Consider the following 17,690-nt stretch of genomic DNA (forward strand, 5'->3'; position numbering starts at 1 on the left):
ATATCTATTTATATACGACTATCGATATAATCAACCATGAGCTTAAAGACCTCATCAATGCCTATTGTAGAGCTATCAATGATATAGGCGTCTTCCGCTGGCTTGAGCGGAGCGACTTCACGCTCCATATCTCTTTTATCTCTAGCCTGTATGTTAGATAAAATGTCGCTTATTTTAGCATCAAGCCCCATACCCTGCAACTGTTTTACACGTCGCTCAGCACGCGATTCAGCTGATGCTGTAAGGTATAACTTGGCTTGCGCTTCAGGAAAAATGGAGGTTGCCATGTCACGACCATCAGCAACCAGTCCTGGATGCTGGATAAATGCACGTTGACGTTCAAATAATGCCTTTCTTAATTCTGGCACAGTTGCCACTTTAGAAGCATACTCACCGACCTGCTCTGTTCGAATGGTATTGGTGACATCTCTCCCCTCAAGCAACACCTGCGTAGCGGTCTCATTTGATTTAAATTCAATATCCAAATGAATTGCATAATCAATGCATTGATCTAGCTTTGCTTCAATTTGGTTCAACAAGCCCTTTTGAAACAATGACAGCCCAAGTAAACGATAAAGCGCACCAGAATCCAATAAATTAAAATGATAATGAGCCGCTATTTTCGCGGCTAATGTTCCCTTACCAGATCCGCTTGGACCATCAATCGTAATAATTTGAACTGTCATTCCTGTCTCTTATGAAGCAACTGATTTTGCTAATTTTGAAAAACCTAGTGTAATCGCTGCCTTGAGTTGTGCAAGAACTAATTTACTTACAAAAGGTGCTTTTGCGGTAAATTCGATCTTATAGGTCACCAAAGTGATGTAGGGTGTAATTTCCCTAAAATCAATTTGTCCCAAATGATGTTTTACTAGTGGATTATTAATTAACTTGTATTCAATACGCTTATTCTCTTCCAACAAAGTAATTTCTTCTTGAAGAGGCTTCACTGGTCCAAAACCCATACGACGAATTGAGCCGATGCCATCAGGACGTTGAGGGTCAGCAGAATCCTTTACCCGCACCACCTGTAAAGGTGCAAACGCCTTGTTGTAGGTTGCATGTTTTGACAATAAATCAAAAACATCAGAGATGGGTGCATTGAATTCTTTTTGTATGGTGATTGCATTACGCATAGCTTCGCCTTTTTGATCTAACCAAAATCATGGGAGGGCCTAGTTTGCCACAACTACAAGAGCATTATGAATCATTTAAGGACGTTTTTGACGAATGGATTTTTCTCTTTTCATCACGTCTACGCTTAAAAAACTCACTTAACTGGGATGAACACTGTGCCTGCATGCATCCCTGTTCAAAAGTAAATTTATGATTGTAATAGCCGCTTTCAAGTAGCTGTCTTGCACTGACCAACGAACCAGCTTTAGGCTCTGTTGTAGCAAACACTACTTTTTTGATACGGGCATGAATGAGTGCACCAACACACATCGTACAAGGTTCAAGCGTCACATAAAGTGTGGCATCATCTGGCAAACGGTAATTATCTATAGCCTGACAGGCGGAACGAAGTGCCTGGATTTCAGCATGTGCAGTTGGATCAGAAAGCTTGATTGGTGCATTATAACCCGAACCAATCACCTTATTCTGGCTTACAATTACAGCCCCAACTGGAATTTCGTCCTGTGATGCGGCTAGGTTAGCCTGCTCATAAGCAAACTGCATCCAGTATTCATCATTCGTTTCAGTTGAACTCATATAGGGTTAAACAATCACACCATATTGTCTTAATAATGTATTCCAGCTATCAATCGTGGTCACTGGAGGGCAGTGAGATAAAATATCTTGTAATGTGATTTTCTCGGCTGCTTTCCATTCTGGTGATAAGTCCTTATCAACTAAACGTGCACGGACACCCTCGACAAAATCGGGATGCCGAATTTTCCAGTCAGAGATTTGTGATTCTAATGCAAAAACTTCATCCCAGGCATGCCCTTGCTTGCCCCATTGCCATAGCAACCATGTAATCGCAGCAGTACTTGGAGAACCTTTTTGCAGATTCTCACTTGCCTGACGTAACCAGTCACTACTTGCATCACTCAGACCAATAATCGCTTGATAGTCATACTCAAAACTTTGACCACGGCAAACACTATGAATCACATCGATTGAGTTTTGCAGAGGACCTGCCGCTACAGGACGATGTAGACTATTTAAAGTATCATCAATGGCACGGAAAGCACCCGCAGGATAGTGATTCCAATCCACATTCAAAACTTTTTGAAGAACATTATCTCGCTGTGCTTCACAAATATGAGTTGCCCAACCAATGCTAAAAGCACCAGCTGCAGTCATAATTGAACCCGTTAAACCTGTAAACAGCCCAATTTGACCACGATCTGCAAGAAAACGACTTCCCCCTACATCAGGATAGAGACCAATATTGATTTCAGGCATTGCAAGACGTGAATAAGGTGTGACTAGACGGAAAGGCGCGGCCATGAATAGTCCTAAACCACCACCCATGACATAACCTTCACCCCAAACTACGATTGGCTTAGCATAGTTATGAAGCAATAAATCAAGCGCATATTCTTGTTCAAAAAATTTATTTGCCGTATCTACTTCATTATTAATGACAAGTTGACGGAGTTTACGAACATCACCACCCGCGCAAAAGGCTTTTGGTGTGGTTGAATCAAACCAGATTGCTTTAACACTGTCATCTTCATGAAAATATTCAAATACTTTCAATAAAGCACTCACAATTGACTCATCAAGTGCATGTAAAGATTTTGGTCGGTTTAAACGAACAATACGCCAACCATTTTTAGCGTTTTCGATAATTAAATCTGGGTGATAACTATTTAAATCGGGAGAAGTCATTATGCGTCCAGTTGCCAGTCTATTGGCTCAATGCCATGTTGTTTCAAATAATGATTTGTTTTAGAAAATACTTTACAGCCAAAAAAACCACCTCGGTTTGCAGACAAAGGTGAGGGATGTGCAGCTGTTAACACTAGATGTTTATTTCGATCAATGCGCTGTCCTTTACGTTGTGCATACGCACCCCACAAAATAAAGACCACATGCTCCCGCTGTTCATTCAACACATCAATGACAGCATCGGTAAACTCTTCCCATCCCTGTTTCTGGTGCGATGTCGGTTGCCCTGCCGCGACGGTAAGTACACTGTTTAATAGCAATACCCCTTGAGCAGCCCATTTACTTAAATCCCCATGACGGGAAATCGGCACTGTGAGATCAGTATGTAATTCATGAAAAATATTACGCAAAGATGGAGGTAATGCAACCCCTCTTTGTACAGAAAAGCTTAGACCATTGGCTTGATTTGGGCCATGATATGGATCTTGACCCAATATCACGACCTTTACATCCTGTAACGGGGTTGTATTTAATGCATTGAAAATTTGCTTGCTAGGCGGATAAATTGTTTTCTGAGCAAGGATCTGTTGCTGTAGAAACTCTCTTAAATGATCCATCTTCTGACTGAGTAGAAATTCTGACAAAGAGATTTTCCATGACTCATCCAACTGAACTTTATTAAGTTTTTCCTGCTGTTGTTCAGTAAATTGCATCAACATTCCCTGCAATAAATTTATTTGTTGTAAAGTAACAGACCACTCAAATATTGACTTGTAGTTCTACGTTTGGATTCTGGAATCTTATTCCTTTTTTCAGATTCTCATACATTTGAGGATCACTCCATTCCGCCTGTACCTGTTCTGAAAAAATAATCTGGTCTAAATTTAAGATACCCATTTGTTCGTTTTCAATATCTTCTATGAAACTTTGTGCATAACCTGTATCCGTTTCATGCACAATCACCGAATAAACCTCTACATCACCCTCACCATTTTGGGTAGTGGTTGAATGAAGCACCTGCTGTGCCAGATAAAAGAAAATCCGTGAAAATTGCTCAGCAGATGGCGAAACAGGTAACGCAATCCACCGCGCACTAAATGTTTGACATGCGGCGATATATTCAGGGTCATCTTTTTGCCAATAGCAAATGGCATGATCAAAACTGTCAAAAAGCTCCTTAATCATACCTTTTAACAACCCAAAATCATAAACCATTTGTCCATGATCCAGCTTTGAGGCTTTTAACAGTAATTCAACTTTATAGCTGTGCCCATGAATCGAACGCTTACAACGGTCCGATGTACAGTTACGCACAATATGAGCATTTTCAAACTTAAATAATTTACGAATTAACATGCACCAAGCTGATCTTATTCTGCAAAACGGATTTTATTATAAAGCAAAAAACCAAGCATTGTGAGAGGATCTTAAAATTTGTCATGCCAGCTAAAATAAATCCTGTTCAAAAAACTTACATAGCATCGAATCATTGGTTAAGATGTCAATCAATAAGTACCCATCAGACAAAGTTGATCAACGACATTATCTGGACATGATGGGCATCAAACAGAGTAGCAAACCTAAAACCACATAAATGATCTGCCGACTTAAGCCTGTTTTGCCAGCTTTGGACGGAGATGGAGTACCTTTTTCTTCATCTTTGATCAATGGAGGAACAATATCATCATTTTTAACGAAAGCTGAATTTACAGCAACAATAGCCATGGATGTTTCAGCATCTAAATCCCGTTTTTCCTCAATACGCAACATAATTTGTTGGACACTGACCTTTTCATAATTGGCTAATGCACTATCCAATGCCTGCCAAGTCTTTTCTGATGAATTCACCTTTATTCCCCAAAGTTTAATCAACGACGAATTCGTGCATAAAACACAGACTGTACGTGGTCACGTGGTCGAACCAAACCTGTACGCTCAATTAAGGTCACGGTGTAACGGCATTTTGGGTATTTTGCCAATACACCATTCCACGCCCAAACAAAACCTTTCAGATTCCATTGCATATTGGCTTTCAGTTCACCTTTACCTAAATTTCGATGCAATTCAGCAAGTTCTGGCGTCCAACTCAGTAAAGTGATGGTTGAATCAGTTGCAGTAAATGTCGCAATTGATTTTGCAATACGTTCCCCATTGGTATCACTTTGCCAAGCACAAGAGGGTAAACCCTGCCCTTTTTTCATTTTTTGGATAGCAAGTTCAATTTCTTTTTTTCCTCCCATTTTTTGAATAAAATCAAGTGCATCTAGAGCCTTATCTCTCAATGCTGTATCAATGAGAGTTGCATTTTCAGGGATTTCAATTGGTCGAGGTAAAGGTGCTGTGACTTTTTTATAAAATGCAATATAAAACAATAATGCAATCATAATTAAAAATAACATTTGTAGAAAAAAATCTACTAAAGTTAAATATAAAACATCCTCACGTTTATGATTTTTTCTCTTTTTCATTACATCATCCCTTTATCTATTTTAGATTTAGGATTTTCAGTTTTTGTCGCAACTGCTTTATTAGCAACTTCAGTTAATGCCTGTGCAACTTTATCTACCGCTTGTTGAGCTTTTTGAATACTGTCTGTTGATACCTGATGGTATTGTTGATATACAACACTATATTGACTAAGATTCTGATTTAAATCTTGAATATGTTGCTCTAAATACTGATGATGATTAATCAGTTCAGAATTAGTTAACTTTAGTCCTTGTGTTAATACATCGACTTCACCACGATATTGATTCATCATTCGTGAAAACTCTGAAAAATCTTGTTGTGTTTTATTTAAATATATCGTTGACCCATCCGTAGCTGCCACAAAATGCTGCATAGATTGCTCAAGTCTTTGCGTATTTTGTAATGTATTTGCCGAAAATTGATGGATTGAATGATTTAATTGGCCTAAAGATTGCTGGGTATCTTGGCTAATGACTTTAAAATCAAGCTGACTCATCTGTTGATGAATTTCTCCCATTTCTTGTCCTGCGATTTTTATTCTATTTTTAAAATTATTCAGTGCCTCTTCAACAATATGAATTTGTGCCTGCTCCAAGAGCAATTTATGGTCCTGAATCATTTTCATTGACTCAATACTACAATCCCGAATTTCTTGTATAACATCCTGACCCAATCGTTTTAAATCATCCACAGTTTTTTGATAAAATTGGGCTTGCTGCTGTTGTAAATCTTGATATAAATCTGTATGAAGTTGCTCAAGCTTCCCAGAAAAATTACTTAAATCAGAAACCAATTGATAACGAGCTTTTTCTTCTGCATCTTCATCATATGAATCATCCTGTTGTTCCAAATCAGCAATTAACCATAAACGTAAAATTAAACCAATACAGGTTGCAATCAAGCCAATTCCAAATTGAGAAAATATCAGGCCTAAATTATCAAGATTATCTGAACCTGCACCAAAGTGAATAATTGATGATGTTGCCAAGGTAATAATTGTTAAACTAAAACCAAAATAATACACACTATCGGCTGCATTTTGGTCATGAGAAGGCAGGCTTTTTACATAGAAAAAATAGCCAATAAGTGAACCAATCATGATTGCAAATAACAACCATGCACTTTGTATCCATTCAGGCAAGGAGTTGAGATAATAACTACCACTAATACAAAAGACGACAATGATCGCCGCGACAATTAAAAATGGGATAAAGATCTTTGGTAAACCTTGTTTACTCATAACATAACCTCAAAAACTTATTTAAATCATATATTAAAAATTTCGTTTCACTAATTTGGAATCACCATGAATATCACCCAAAAACCAAAGCCAAAACTGATGCCAACAAGGTTGCTCCTGGATTGATTTTTCCTGATTTTCTGTAACATATAACTCAATACGAGTATTATTCAATCTTGGTCGGGCTGCTTTACGCTGTATATTCATTTTAAATTGCTGAATTGTAGATTCAGGATTTTGACATTCATTTACAGATGCGTACTGGGAATGTTGGGCTAAATCTGAAAACACCATTAAAGTACGATATGCCGAACGTTGCACTTCCCGATTATTCATAATCGTCTGAATATTTTCTGCAATATTTCGCTCTGCTGTTTGAGGCGTAATAAAAACTTTATCTATTTCTTGTTCTATTTTTTGTTTAAAGTTTTTATAATATATTGAATCTTGAGCAGGTTTACAAATTTTAATGGACGTTAAATGATTTACATTTTCATTTATTTTATAAATTTCAATTAACGCACCTACTGGTTGATTATTATCAATTTCTCCCCATATATGCTCTACAATATACTTCCGTTGTTGTGCAGAAAAGTTAATATTCTGGTCAATCAGAATAGATGCTGTACTATTTCCTAAATGGTTACATTGATCTAAAAAAACAATTTGATTATTTTTATTTTTAATATTTAGCAGCCCATATCCTATTATCACTACGACAATAGCAAGACATAAAATCCAGAAAACAATTTTTAAAGGTTTAAATTTTTTGGAATCATCAATAAATACCAATGATTTCTCAATAATTTTAGGTTTTTCCGTATTGGTTTTTTGAATACCATCATTTGCTTTTGTAATTATTTCTTCATTTTTCTGATGAATTTCTTTTAATTTTACAGCTTCTTTCTGTACTTCTGGATATTGTGCATAAATGACAGCACCTTTTGCAGCAAGATCAGTCTCAGATGGAGCAACAACTTGATGGTGCTCAAAATAAGCTTGTAGTGCTTTTTGTACAAAAGAAGATTGACTATTCGCACCTGTTAAATAAATCTTGTTCATCTGCTGTTTAGATAAATTTGCTGCGATCAATGCTTGTTGAATGCATTGTATACTTCGATCTATATCAACTTGTATACTTTGCTCAAATTCTTTTCTCGCCACAGAAAATACTAAACCACCCCAAACCTGTATTGCTCTGTCAGCATAATCATTAAACCTTAATCTTGTCCCCTGTATTTGTGGGTCCAAGATATGTAACTGATTTATTTTTAATGCTTTTCCTCGTTTATCCTGATATTTTTTAGCAACAATATTCCATAAATGTTGATTCCATTGATAGCTTCCTCTATCAAAATAAGTTTGTGCAATACAATTAACTCTACAATCGTGCCCAATTTTAGTGACTGTAAAAATAGCAAACTCAAATTGACTTGTACCCCATTCATAAACAGCAAAAATATCACCTACTTTAAAATCAGTTTTGGAAACTAGATATAACGCCTTTGCATAAGCAGATGAAATCATCCCAGCTAAAATGATGCCTGTATCCTGTGCAATCAAGTTTAATGCTTGTTTTTTTGATTCAGTTAAATAGGCAGGAACAACCGCAATAATTATTTTTGCTTTTTTAATATAGGGTTGGATTTCAACAATATGTTTAAATATTTTTTGATTAAGCTCATAGCTTGATATAAAAGAATCAGATTTTTTATCTTCTAAATCACGTAAAAAATCATAATATATTTCTATATATGTAGAACTTTTCAAACAGTCTTTAACACAATCACCAATCACCCATTGTTGTTGATAATAGCAGATCCATGTTAAAAACTGTTGAGATACAACAATGGGTTCTGTCAGTGAAATTTGGTCATGTGCCAACCTGACCTGATAACTACCCAGATCTATTGCAAAATAATTCATTCAGTTTTAATTACCTATTTTCATCTAAGACAATTTTAACCTTTACAGGTTGTGTTGCCTGATTCAATAAGGTTGCTGCACGTTGATTCGCATTTAAACGTGTTCTTAAACTGGAAATTAAATCTTCAAATTGATAGGTTGCCGATACAGCCTTTTTACAATCTGCTGTTTTCTCTAAACAAGGTTCTTTAATATCTGACCAATACTTTTTAATTACAGGTAAAATAGATGCCTCACTGGTTGAATGGGCTTGATATTTTTCCAAAACATTTAAACTTAGAGTTTTATCTTTAATATTTTTAGCATTCCACAAAATAGACTTCTGTGTTTTTAAATCCTCAATATGTAAAACCAGACTAGCAGGATATTGACCTTTATACTGCGAAAATACTTGTGATATATTTTTATCACGATAATAAGCAGTGACTGAATTACCAAAGCCATTTCCTAAAGTTGTGACACTATATATTCTTTTTACACCTCGAACAGCATCGAGTGGGTAAGATAACATCACTGAATCAGGGAAGTTTTTATGCTTAAATAATGCCGATTGATTGCGACCATCTTTGGCACAACTTGCACTAAAGTTAATCTGCAATGGCTGTTCCGTAGTTTTAAAACATTCTAATGGAATGGGATATTTTCCACTGTTATCTAATTTACCTTGTTCTAAAGACTGAATTTTATCTTCAATCTTTGGATTATTATTTTTAGCCCCATAATAAATATTCGGTGTAGCTAACCTTTTATCTAACAAACTATTACGAATAGGTTTTAAAAATAAACCTTGTTTTGCAGCAACCAATTCCGTAATAGGCAATAGACGAATTGCCGCAACACTCTCAACTGCTAATTTTTTATTTGCTTGACTGGGTGTTTTCCATATATACGTCATTTGATTGAGATAAGGGAAAAACTGATTGGTTTTAGACATCCATACAAGATAAAATGGACGTTCGGTCATCTGTTTAGAAAAGTCAACTTTTCCTTGCCCCTGAATGCTATAATATGTCCCTTTAAAATCAGATTTAACCCCAACAATGCCTGCCGATGTATTAAACCAAGTTTGAGCATTTTTTTGTTGCTGGGTTGCAAGACGATCAAAATGATTAATAAAAGCTGAACGACTATCTGAACTGCCTGTTGTCCCCTCATCAAATAGTAAATCAGTTACCATAATAATTGCATCTGTACCTAGTTTTTTCTCATCTAAGCCAAGATGCAAAGGGCTAGTAGTCGCTGTAAATGGGCAATTTTTACTATCGGCACGAATAATCTGATCTAAAGTTGTACCCAATGACATTGTTTTATTTAGATTGCTCAAATAATAGGCTTGTACATCAAGCTGGCTACTGTCTCGTGCTTTTAATAGCACTTGTAACGATTTTTTATAGGCATTTCTTTCAATCGGTGCATCCAAATAACCACACATGCCTGCTGAATCATCAATGACAATGGCAAGTTTTTCAGCATAAGAGATACCGCTTAAACTTGCCAAGACCAATGCTAAACTTAGTTTAAAATTCATATTAATTCCCTTGATGCAGTTTTACTTTACCTTTTTTAATCAATATATCTTGACTATTTTCATATTTTAAATATGCAGGTTGAATCGTTTGCTCAATTTTTGCATCTTGGAATATAGGGTTATTATTTTCATCACTAAAATAATTCACTACTTTACTACTTATTAATGGAATATTTGAACGCACATAGAGCAAAGCATTTGCTCCATTATTAAAATATTGCAAATCCGAACTTAAAAATAGTAATACGGTACTATACTCATCTCTTTCTTTTTCAATATGACTATCACGTAATGAAATATGTGAAAAATAGCCTTGATTATTCCATATATCAAAACTTTCTCTAAATTTTTTTGAATCCTTATCATTTAATTTATTTCCCATAAATTCTGATAAATTATCTAGTAATTCTTTTTCAAGCTCATCCCGACTTAGTTTAGGTTTTTCTTTCTTATTATCAGCGTCATAATGAGATAAATCCCCTAAAATAAATTCATCTTTTAATTGCGACTGATTAGATAAATTTTTATCTACAATTTTTTGTGGTTTTTGACCTATATCTATACGAGATGCAGATGGCAACCTTTCAGTATTCTGATTTGTTTGCTCAAGCATTTGTATCAACCTATCTATCTGTTGATCTTTTTTATCAATTTTTTGAACAAGCGTAGTCAATAGTTGAATAATACTTCGCCCATTATCTTCAAGAATTTGATTTTGTTTATTCAACAATTCAAAATATCGTTCCTGATCTTTATTTAACTTATCATTTCCAAATGATGGTAGCATTCGATTTCCTCCAGAAATTTTCTGATTAAAATAGATAACATCCAGATAGCAAAAATAAAACTCTGCTATCTGGATTGATCAATAATGTTCAGTTATTCATCTACACTGTTTACAAACAGCACATATTTTTTCCAAATCACTTCCAAGAAATCTCGCATTGGATTAATCAATATATCTTCTTCATCACTACGCCACTGATCCATAAAGCTTTCATTCAATGTAGACTTCATATACTGCTGAATATTTCCTTCCCAACCTTTTATTTTCTCTAGGCGAGTATTAAATTTTGAATATTCAGGAAATTTTATAAACTCCACAATTTCTATATCTCGATTTTTATCTCGAAACTCAGATGACTGCTGTTCCAGAAAACCAGCAATATGATCCTGCGTATAACTCAATTGTGTCGTTGCCACAAAGCTAAAGCGTTTATTGTGTGCATTACTAACATAATTATCATTTCTTGGATTATAATGTAATGCACCATGACAAATAGATTCTTTAACAGATACTTTCTTATCCACTGGAAATAAAATATCTATATTTTTTTCATCTAATCCATCAAGACCTTTGACAATATAATCTTGCATGACGCTGCGTAATGCCCCAATCGGACTACGTTGCTCTGCTTCAGTATAAATCAATCGCCCTAATCGCCAGCCATTACCTAATAAGACAATTCCTACGCTCAAAGGTTGTTCGGTATATTGTGCAACTAAATTTTGATAAGATAAAATTAATTGACGAGTATATTCAAATAAACCTTCAAAAAATGCTTCCGCATCTTGTTTTTCATCTTTAAATCTATTATCAATAAAACCATCCACCAATTTTGAATTAATAGTTTTATTATCTCGTATAGCAAGCTTTAACACCCCCACACGATAAGCCAAGCTGTCATTGCTATTTTTATCTAGCTCCCCAATCACATTTGGCGTACTTAAAAGCTGTAAAACATCATGCCCTGCATAACGTAAACTATCAGTAATTCTCCAAGGTAAATCAGCATCAACATGACTTAATCCTGCTTTTTCTTTTTGCAGGAAGACAGCCACATCAGTTGAACCACCACCCATATCTAGAACGATTTGTAAGCCTTTTTCTTTCAAGGCATGGCTTTCCGTTTCTTTAGCAGCTTCTAAAGCGGCAATTGCTTCACTGACTAAACCATGACTATGTTGGGTTAATCGAACTGGTGTAGATTTGCCCTGTATTTTATTTTTCATCATAATTAGGGCATCTTCTGTCACCTCAGCATTACCTATCGAAACACCTGTTTCTTCTTTAAGCTGTTTGAAAATATCCTCTAGTTTTTCGGCAAAACGTCGAATCTGGCCTTGGCTAAAAGCTTCTGGATAGGTTGCTCTAAAGGTTTTTAGGTCGGTATAACCTGCATGTCTTAAAAAGATCAATGCCATACGCAGTATTTGTTTGACATACTGGTCAGACAAGAGATTTTCTCTACCTGCATATACTCTTTCCCGAATATTTTTTGCAGCTCGAATCCCCCATTTAAAATCACCAATTGCCCCATTGTCTTTAATCGCATTCAGCGCTGATTCAGCTTTAAAGTGCATCGGTAAAATAGTGAGATAACGTATACCACGATCTATATTTTCAACAGGCTGCTCATGTTCAAATTGTTTTTTATAACGAAACTCAGTCGGTAAAACACTTTTATCTAAGCTGTCTTGACTTGTTTTTGCAGCAAATGGTGCAATAAAGTTAAATTCATCAAATAAAACCTGATCACCTTTTACAGTGGTAAAGACTTTTTTTAATAAATTATCTTCATCATTTAAACGGGTAAAATCAATTTGACGAATGAGATCAGTACTTCCATCATTACTGGCATCCCATGCCAATACACAAGAATGTGATGTTCCAAAATCTAATGCCAGTTTAAATGAACTATTTAACTCTTTTGGTAAATCTCTGAGTTGAATATCAAAAATTCCTGCTTCCTGATATTTTCCATTGATATACTGATAAAGTACCAATTTATCAGGACGACCGAACAATTCATAATTATGATCAAAATGTAAGGGTTGCTGCTCTTCAAAAGCTAACTTCTCACCATTTTGAATATATTGTACTCGACTCGATTTATTTCCATTATGTTCATACAAATGATAGGCATATTGTGGAAATTTTACATTATAAAGGTCATAGTTTTCTGTTGGCGTTGCCCCTGCAAAATATAGTTTCCAGCCCTCTGCTTTAAAGTTTGGAAAAATGACATTTTGTACTTGTAAACGTACAACCGTTGCTATTTCTTCCTGTATAAACTGATGACCATCTAAAGTAATCAAATAACGTAATTTTATTTTGTCCTGCTTTTCAGCAAATAATAATGGTGTTTCATCTATACGTTTTGCAGTTGCACCATGTTTTTTAATGCTTAACGGACTATCTGGATATTGATATTGATATTTATTACCATTTTCATCTTCTTCAATTTCATTTTCCAAGACCAATAAATGACCACTTACTGCATCTTTTAGAATCTCTTGACTGGTTTTTTCGACACGCTGGATTGCAATATTTTGACAACCACTTGTTGTCAATAAAATAAAGCATTCATTCTGATCTATGTTTGAAACAGCCAAAGCAACCGCATTGTTTGGCAATTTTTCATCCAGTTTTCTACAAATTTCCTCAATGACTGGGTACCATGTACAACGATAATCACCTATATTCAAGAGTGATTTTAACCAATCACCAAATGATTTAATCAGTTTGGTATCATAATATTCAGCAATCAGGTTTTGTTCATTTTCTGTTGGTAAAACAAAATGACCTTTAAAAAACTCATTTGGTTCATCCCACCAATCCATATTGCTTAATGTTGGTGCAGTAAACCAACCCACTGTTGGATAGTTTGCCGCAATGACTTGCTGAGTTTGTGGGTCAATTGCCACGGTAAACCAGTCATATTTTTCAACTCCCTTGCCTTTTACTTCAAAACTACGGACTTTAAGTGCCATATCCAGCAAGCTTTCATTTTGGCGTGCAGGGATACGAATCACTCGTAAACGATTGCTAAAAATCCCCCATAAAATCGCTTCCAAACGTTGAGCTGTTTGTGCCAGCAGGATTTTATCCTTACTGTCCATGGCAAGTTTTTGCTGCCATTCTTCCAGCAAAGCTGTTCCCCACGGACTCGGTACGCTGGAATGGATTAAATTGCTTAAACTAGCAGGGTGATTTTTATCTTGAACCTTAATATCTTTACCTTGCCAATCCTTACCGACATCGCCAACCAATTTAGCCAAATCAATTTGTTGTAAATAACGACTGACCGACTGACCATTGACATTGAGCGGTAAAAAAACCGTTGTAGTATCTCCCGATTGCCCTGCACCTGCGGCTGGATTTTCATCATCTCGACGAGGATTTGCACCACGTAAACGGATAACCCGACGTAGTTCAGCTTCAATCTGTACAGCTGCTGCGGTATATGCATCCTGTCCATTTTTGGTACGTGTTTCAAAATCCTGAATAATATTAGGATTAGGATTTACATTTAATGCTTCTTCAAATAAGCGAATACTTGCAATTTCAACACCATCTTTTTGATATTGATTTAAAGCCGCATATTCAGCAAACCAACGCTCATTATTTTCATTAATACTGGCATCATCAATATTCAATTCTGGGCTATTATCTTTTAGGCGATTCGTCCATGCGATAGAGGTTGCAAGTTGTTGCTCACGAATACGTAGTTGTTCAGCAATTTTATTATAAATTTCAGGATTAGGTTCCTTCTTAGAAGAAAATCCCAGCATTTTCTTTTTCTCAATGATCATTTGCGGACGACCATCTTGCTCGGCAACTTTAAATGCAAGTTCAACTAAACTTTTTGGCGGATTGCGCCTATCTGCCTGACTTGGTTTAAATTCCTTGGTCATATAATTGGCACTATACCGTAGCGCCAAACGTAAGGCTTGTGCCTCATGTAACCATGTAGTTAAATCCTGCTTTAAACCATCATTCACCGAAAAAGCCAGTAATGCACTATCCGCCGCATTAAATATAAGTCTATTTTGTGGTAAATAAAAAGTATATGTACTAGCCTGCTTAAACTTATCATCCCCTCGAGCTTTATTAATAAAATAATTCTGAATTTGTGCAGCCAATAATAAATTAAAGACATGCTCATATTCAGGTTGTTCCGAATTTGAATCATCATTACGACGGTGAATATGCCCAGCATAATTGGCAATAAAAACATCAATCTTTTTTAAACTATCGGAGGTTGCATAATAATGTAAACCGCCTGCGGTATTTTTTTCCTGAATTTCACTATTGCCATATGTCGGTGCGACATTACTGTTGGTTTGTGCTGCATTGGGGTTAAACCACGGCAAAGTCATAAACAAACCGACTTTCGGGGTCATTTGTTTTTCATTTGCCCAATCAACCAACTGCTGTGCCAGTGATGGCGCTGCGCCCGAACCTGTCCCACCAAATGATGAACCGATCACCACAATCACATGGTTCTGCCCATGGACATTGGTCACATCCTTTTTTAAAGTATCTAAATCACGCTCTAGTTGTTCTTGCTGTAACTTGGCAAAAAAAGTAGTTGCCCCTACATTGGGACGAGCCATAAATCCTTTCGACAAAGGAACATCCTGCTCACTCAGGTCATGTTTTTTCATTGAAGATGTTTTTTTACTAAACAAACTATCAATGACATAACGCGTCTCTTGTCTATCTCCTCCTTGAGCTAAAACATAATCTGCAAATGTCGTCCCGCCCTGCACTTCACCATGTTGATGAGCATAAGGAAAAATCAATTTAAAATCGGGTTTATTTTCGGCACCATGTGTCAGTTTATCAAATAGATCTTTTAATGAATTATATAAACTCGGTTTGGCATCTGCACCTGTACGGTCTTTAATATCAGCATCAACCACATAAATATTGGGTAAATCACCTGGATGAATACCACTTAATGTTGCTAACCTTAAATATGCAATTGCTGCACTTTGACCACTACCACCCACCGCAACCAAACTATGTCTTGCCATGTCTATAATCCTATCTATTCCATTTATCCAATTTTTAAAAAGTTACGATTTCCACTTTTTCCATGTAAAAAGAGCAATCAAATAAATCACACTCGTCCAGAAAAAAACTGCAAAATAATAAAAGAAATAAACTAGACCTGTAGATAAGAAACTATCGTTATATCCCAAGGCACTTTTAAATCCTGCAATCATACTGGAAATCCCCCATGCAGAGACTTCCTCACGGCTTAATACACATTGGTCGGCTGCTGTCACAACCTCACGTACATATCCATTGCTATCGGTAATGGTTTGCATACATACTTTGGCAAAGTCACCTATAAACCAGAGCGGTAGACTAGCGATCACCATTGCTACAACAACAGCCACAGCCCAAGATTTTAATGTTTCATAGGTTTTAAAATTTTTAAATAACCAGTGATACATCCCAAAACCACTTGCAATCCCCAATACAACAGCAAACCACAATATATAATTCACGGTATTATTTGAGATTTCTACATCATTGGCATGACTAAATATCGTTATACTGGATAAACTTAAAGCAATAATTACCCGACTAAATAAATGATTGATATTCATAAAAAACCTAATTTTGAGCATAGTAAAGACGTGTAGAATCAGCAGCAATGAACAAAGTCATACTGCTTTTTAGAAATTGTACGAAATCGGCAAAATACTGTTGTAGGCGACATACAGCCGACAGAAAAAAGAGAAATAAGGTGACTAAAATAGAGAATTTTTTATAGGAATCAGTATGACGCGATGCGCTTATGATAGACAGGAAATATTTATCAATATATATTAACTTATTATTCATAACTATATTCTTCCTCCCTTTTTAAACGAAAATTTATTCCAGTAAAATTACTACAATCTAAAATTTTTAGCTACAAAAAATTCAATCACTTAAACGGTGCAAGGCTTCTGGAATAGACTGTTACCTGCTTGTCTTTGCGCATCATAGCACTGCTAAACTGTCGTTTGCGTTCACTTAAAACCACTTCAATTTGAGCAGTAAAATAATTTGATTTACTGTCTAACCATGCCGCAGCATCGGTCTTGTTTTGTGGTTCTATTCCAGAAAAAGCATTCAGTTTCCATAAATCCTCAACACTATTGAAATAAGTCAACTCTGCCTGTTTGGCTTTCAATTCCTGTTCTAGCGTTTTTACATCTAATTTGGGATCAATACTTGCCAATAATAAGGGAGCCGCCGTGTTCATATTGATTTTTGTGGCTTCTGGCAATGCGGTGACATAAGGAGCAATGAGGTCATAATTTTTTCCCTCGAACCCTCTGACCAGCTTTAACTCCTCTACCTGATGAAAGTTGGTATTGGAAGCCAAATAGGATGGATCCAAACCCTGATAATAATTACTTTCTGCGCCCATCGCCCCCGTAGTTTCATCATCGGCATCTTGCCAGTCAATTACGGCCTGACTCAATTCAGCAGGCAACCCGACGCGTTGCAATAATTTTTCAAACCAGCGTCTTGCAGAGTCATCCACACTGCCATCAGCTTTTAACAAATTATTTAAATTGAATTTTCCAGACTCATCCAGCAAACGACCTGAAATAAAACCATCCTCTACAGGAAAGGCTGGCATTGGTTTCGCCCAGTTTTCCTGTAAATGATCAATGCTGCTACCATTATCACTGTCCTGAATCAGCAATTCAGAGAAAAATGCCTCTGCACTTTTAGCATAAAGCAGGGATTGATCCTGACGCATCAAATAACCTGTATTTTCAGAGGTATTGGTCTGTCGTTTGGCAATGGTTGCAGCCAGAATGGTGGCTAAGGCCACCATCACTAAAATAGTGAGTAATGCGATACCACGTTGAGATGAATCATCCTTCATA

The 17,690-nt window shown here is 36.1% G+C and carries 15 protein-coding genes; all 15 read right to left on the reverse strand.

Going from position 1 to position 17,690, the window contains the following annotated elements:
- Nucleotides 1-8 precede the first annotated feature (8 nt).
- The 15 genes from cmk to gspK all read right to left on the reverse strand — a co-directional run bounded on the left by cmk (nucleotide 9) and on the right by gspK (nucleotide 17,689).
- Nucleotides 9-686, reverse strand: a complete 678-nt coding sequence (gene cmk, locus F967_RS07730) for a (d)CMP kinase (protein ID WP_004799183.1) — start codon at nucleotides 684-686, stop codon at nucleotides 9-11.
- 9 nt (nucleotides 687-695) lie between these two features.
- Nucleotides 696-1,136: an SRPBCC family protein gene (locus F967_RS07735; protein ID WP_004799185.1), complete on the reverse strand. Its 441-nt coding sequence runs from the start codon at nucleotides 1,134-1,136 to the stop codon at nucleotides 696-698.
- 64 nt (nucleotides 1,137-1,200) lie between these two features.
- Complete coding sequence (gene tadA / locus F967_RS07740; RefSeq protein ID WP_004757940.1) at nucleotides 1,201-1,713, reverse strand: tRNA adenosine(34) deaminase TadA; 513 nt, start codon at nucleotides 1,711-1,713, stop codon at nucleotides 1,201-1,203.
- Nucleotides 1,714-1,719: 6 nt separating this feature from the next.
- Nucleotides 1,720-2,844 carry an enoyl-CoA hydratase/isomerase family protein gene (locus F967_RS07745; protein WP_171062538.1) on the reverse strand — a complete coding sequence of 375 codons (1,125 nt, stop codon included), beginning with the start codon at nucleotides 2,842-2,844 and terminating at the stop codon, nucleotides 1,720-1,722.
- Nucleotides 2,841-3,554: a uracil-DNA glycosylase gene (gene ung, locus F967_RS07750; RefSeq protein ID WP_004799188.1), complete on the reverse strand. Its 714-nt coding sequence runs from the start codon at nucleotides 3,552-3,554 to the stop codon at nucleotides 2,841-2,843. The genes F967_RS07745 and ung overlap by 4 nt, the downstream gene beginning before the upstream one ends.
- Before the next feature lie 46 nt (nucleotides 3,555-3,600).
- Entirely contained in the window at nucleotides 3,601-4,197 is a 597-nt protein-coding gene (locus F967_RS07755) for a 6-pyruvoyl trahydropterin synthase family protein (protein ID WP_004799190.1), read from the reverse strand.
- A gap of 186 nt (nucleotides 4,198-4,383) precedes the next feature.
- A complete protein-coding gene (locus F967_RS07760; RefSeq protein WP_004799192.1) occupies nucleotides 4,384-4,689 on the reverse strand; it encodes a hypothetical protein in 306 nt (101 codons plus the stop codon).
- A 20-nt stretch (nucleotides 4,690-4,709) separates the two neighbouring features.
- Nucleotides 4,710-5,309, reverse strand: a complete 600-nt coding sequence (locus tag F967_RS07765; RefSeq protein ID WP_004799195.1) for a hypothetical protein — start codon at nucleotides 5,307-5,309, stop codon at nucleotides 4,710-4,712.
- Complete coding sequence (locus tag F967_RS07770) at nucleotides 5,309-6,550, reverse strand: hypothetical protein (protein WP_004799197.1); 1,242 nt, start codon at nucleotides 6,548-6,550, stop codon at nucleotides 5,309-5,311. Before F967_RS07770 ends, F967_RS07765 begins: the two co-directional genes overlap by 1 nt.
- A gap of 33 nt (nucleotides 6,551-6,583) precedes the next feature.
- On the reverse strand, nucleotides 6,584-8,476 hold the full coding sequence (locus tag F967_RS07775) for an Hsp70 family protein (protein ID WP_004799199.1): 1,893 nt from the start codon (nucleotides 8,474-8,476) through the stop codon (nucleotides 6,584-6,586).
- Nucleotides 8,477-8,486: 10 nt separating this feature from the next.
- The gene (locus F967_RS07780; protein WP_004799201.1) at nucleotides 8,487-10,004 is read right to left on the reverse strand and encodes a hypothetical protein; all 1,518 of its coding nucleotides are present in this window, start codon (nucleotides 10,002-10,004) and stop codon (nucleotides 8,487-8,489) included.
- Nucleotide 10,005: 1 nt separating this feature from the next.
- Nucleotides 10,006-10,791: a hypothetical protein gene (locus F967_RS07785; protein ID WP_004799202.1), complete on the reverse strand. Its 786-nt coding sequence runs from the start codon at nucleotides 10,789-10,791 to the stop codon at nucleotides 10,006-10,008.
- Between the two features lie 92 nt (nucleotides 10,792-10,883).
- A complete protein-coding gene (locus F967_RS07790; RefSeq protein ID WP_004799204.1) occupies nucleotides 10,884-15,827 on the reverse strand; it encodes a hypothetical protein in 4,944 nt (1,647 codons plus the stop codon).
- Between the two features lie 42 nt (nucleotides 15,828-15,869).
- A complete protein-coding gene (locus F967_RS07795; RefSeq protein WP_004799206.1) occupies nucleotides 15,870-16,409 on the reverse strand; it encodes a hypothetical protein in 540 nt (179 codons plus the stop codon).
- 323 nt (nucleotides 16,410-16,732) lie between these two features.
- Nucleotides 16,733-17,689 (reverse strand): type II secretion system minor pseudopilin GspK, encoded by a 957-nt coding sequence (gene gspK, locus F967_RS07800; RefSeq protein ID WP_004799209.1) that lies wholly within the window; start codon nucleotides 17,687-17,689, stop codon nucleotides 16,733-16,735.
- Nucleotide 17,690 lies beyond the last annotated feature (1 nt).

Source organism: Acinetobacter sp. CIP 102637, assembly GCF_000368425.1.
Classification (GTDB): domain Bacteria; phylum Pseudomonadota; class Gammaproteobacteria; order Pseudomonadales; family Moraxellaceae; genus Acinetobacter; species Acinetobacter parvus.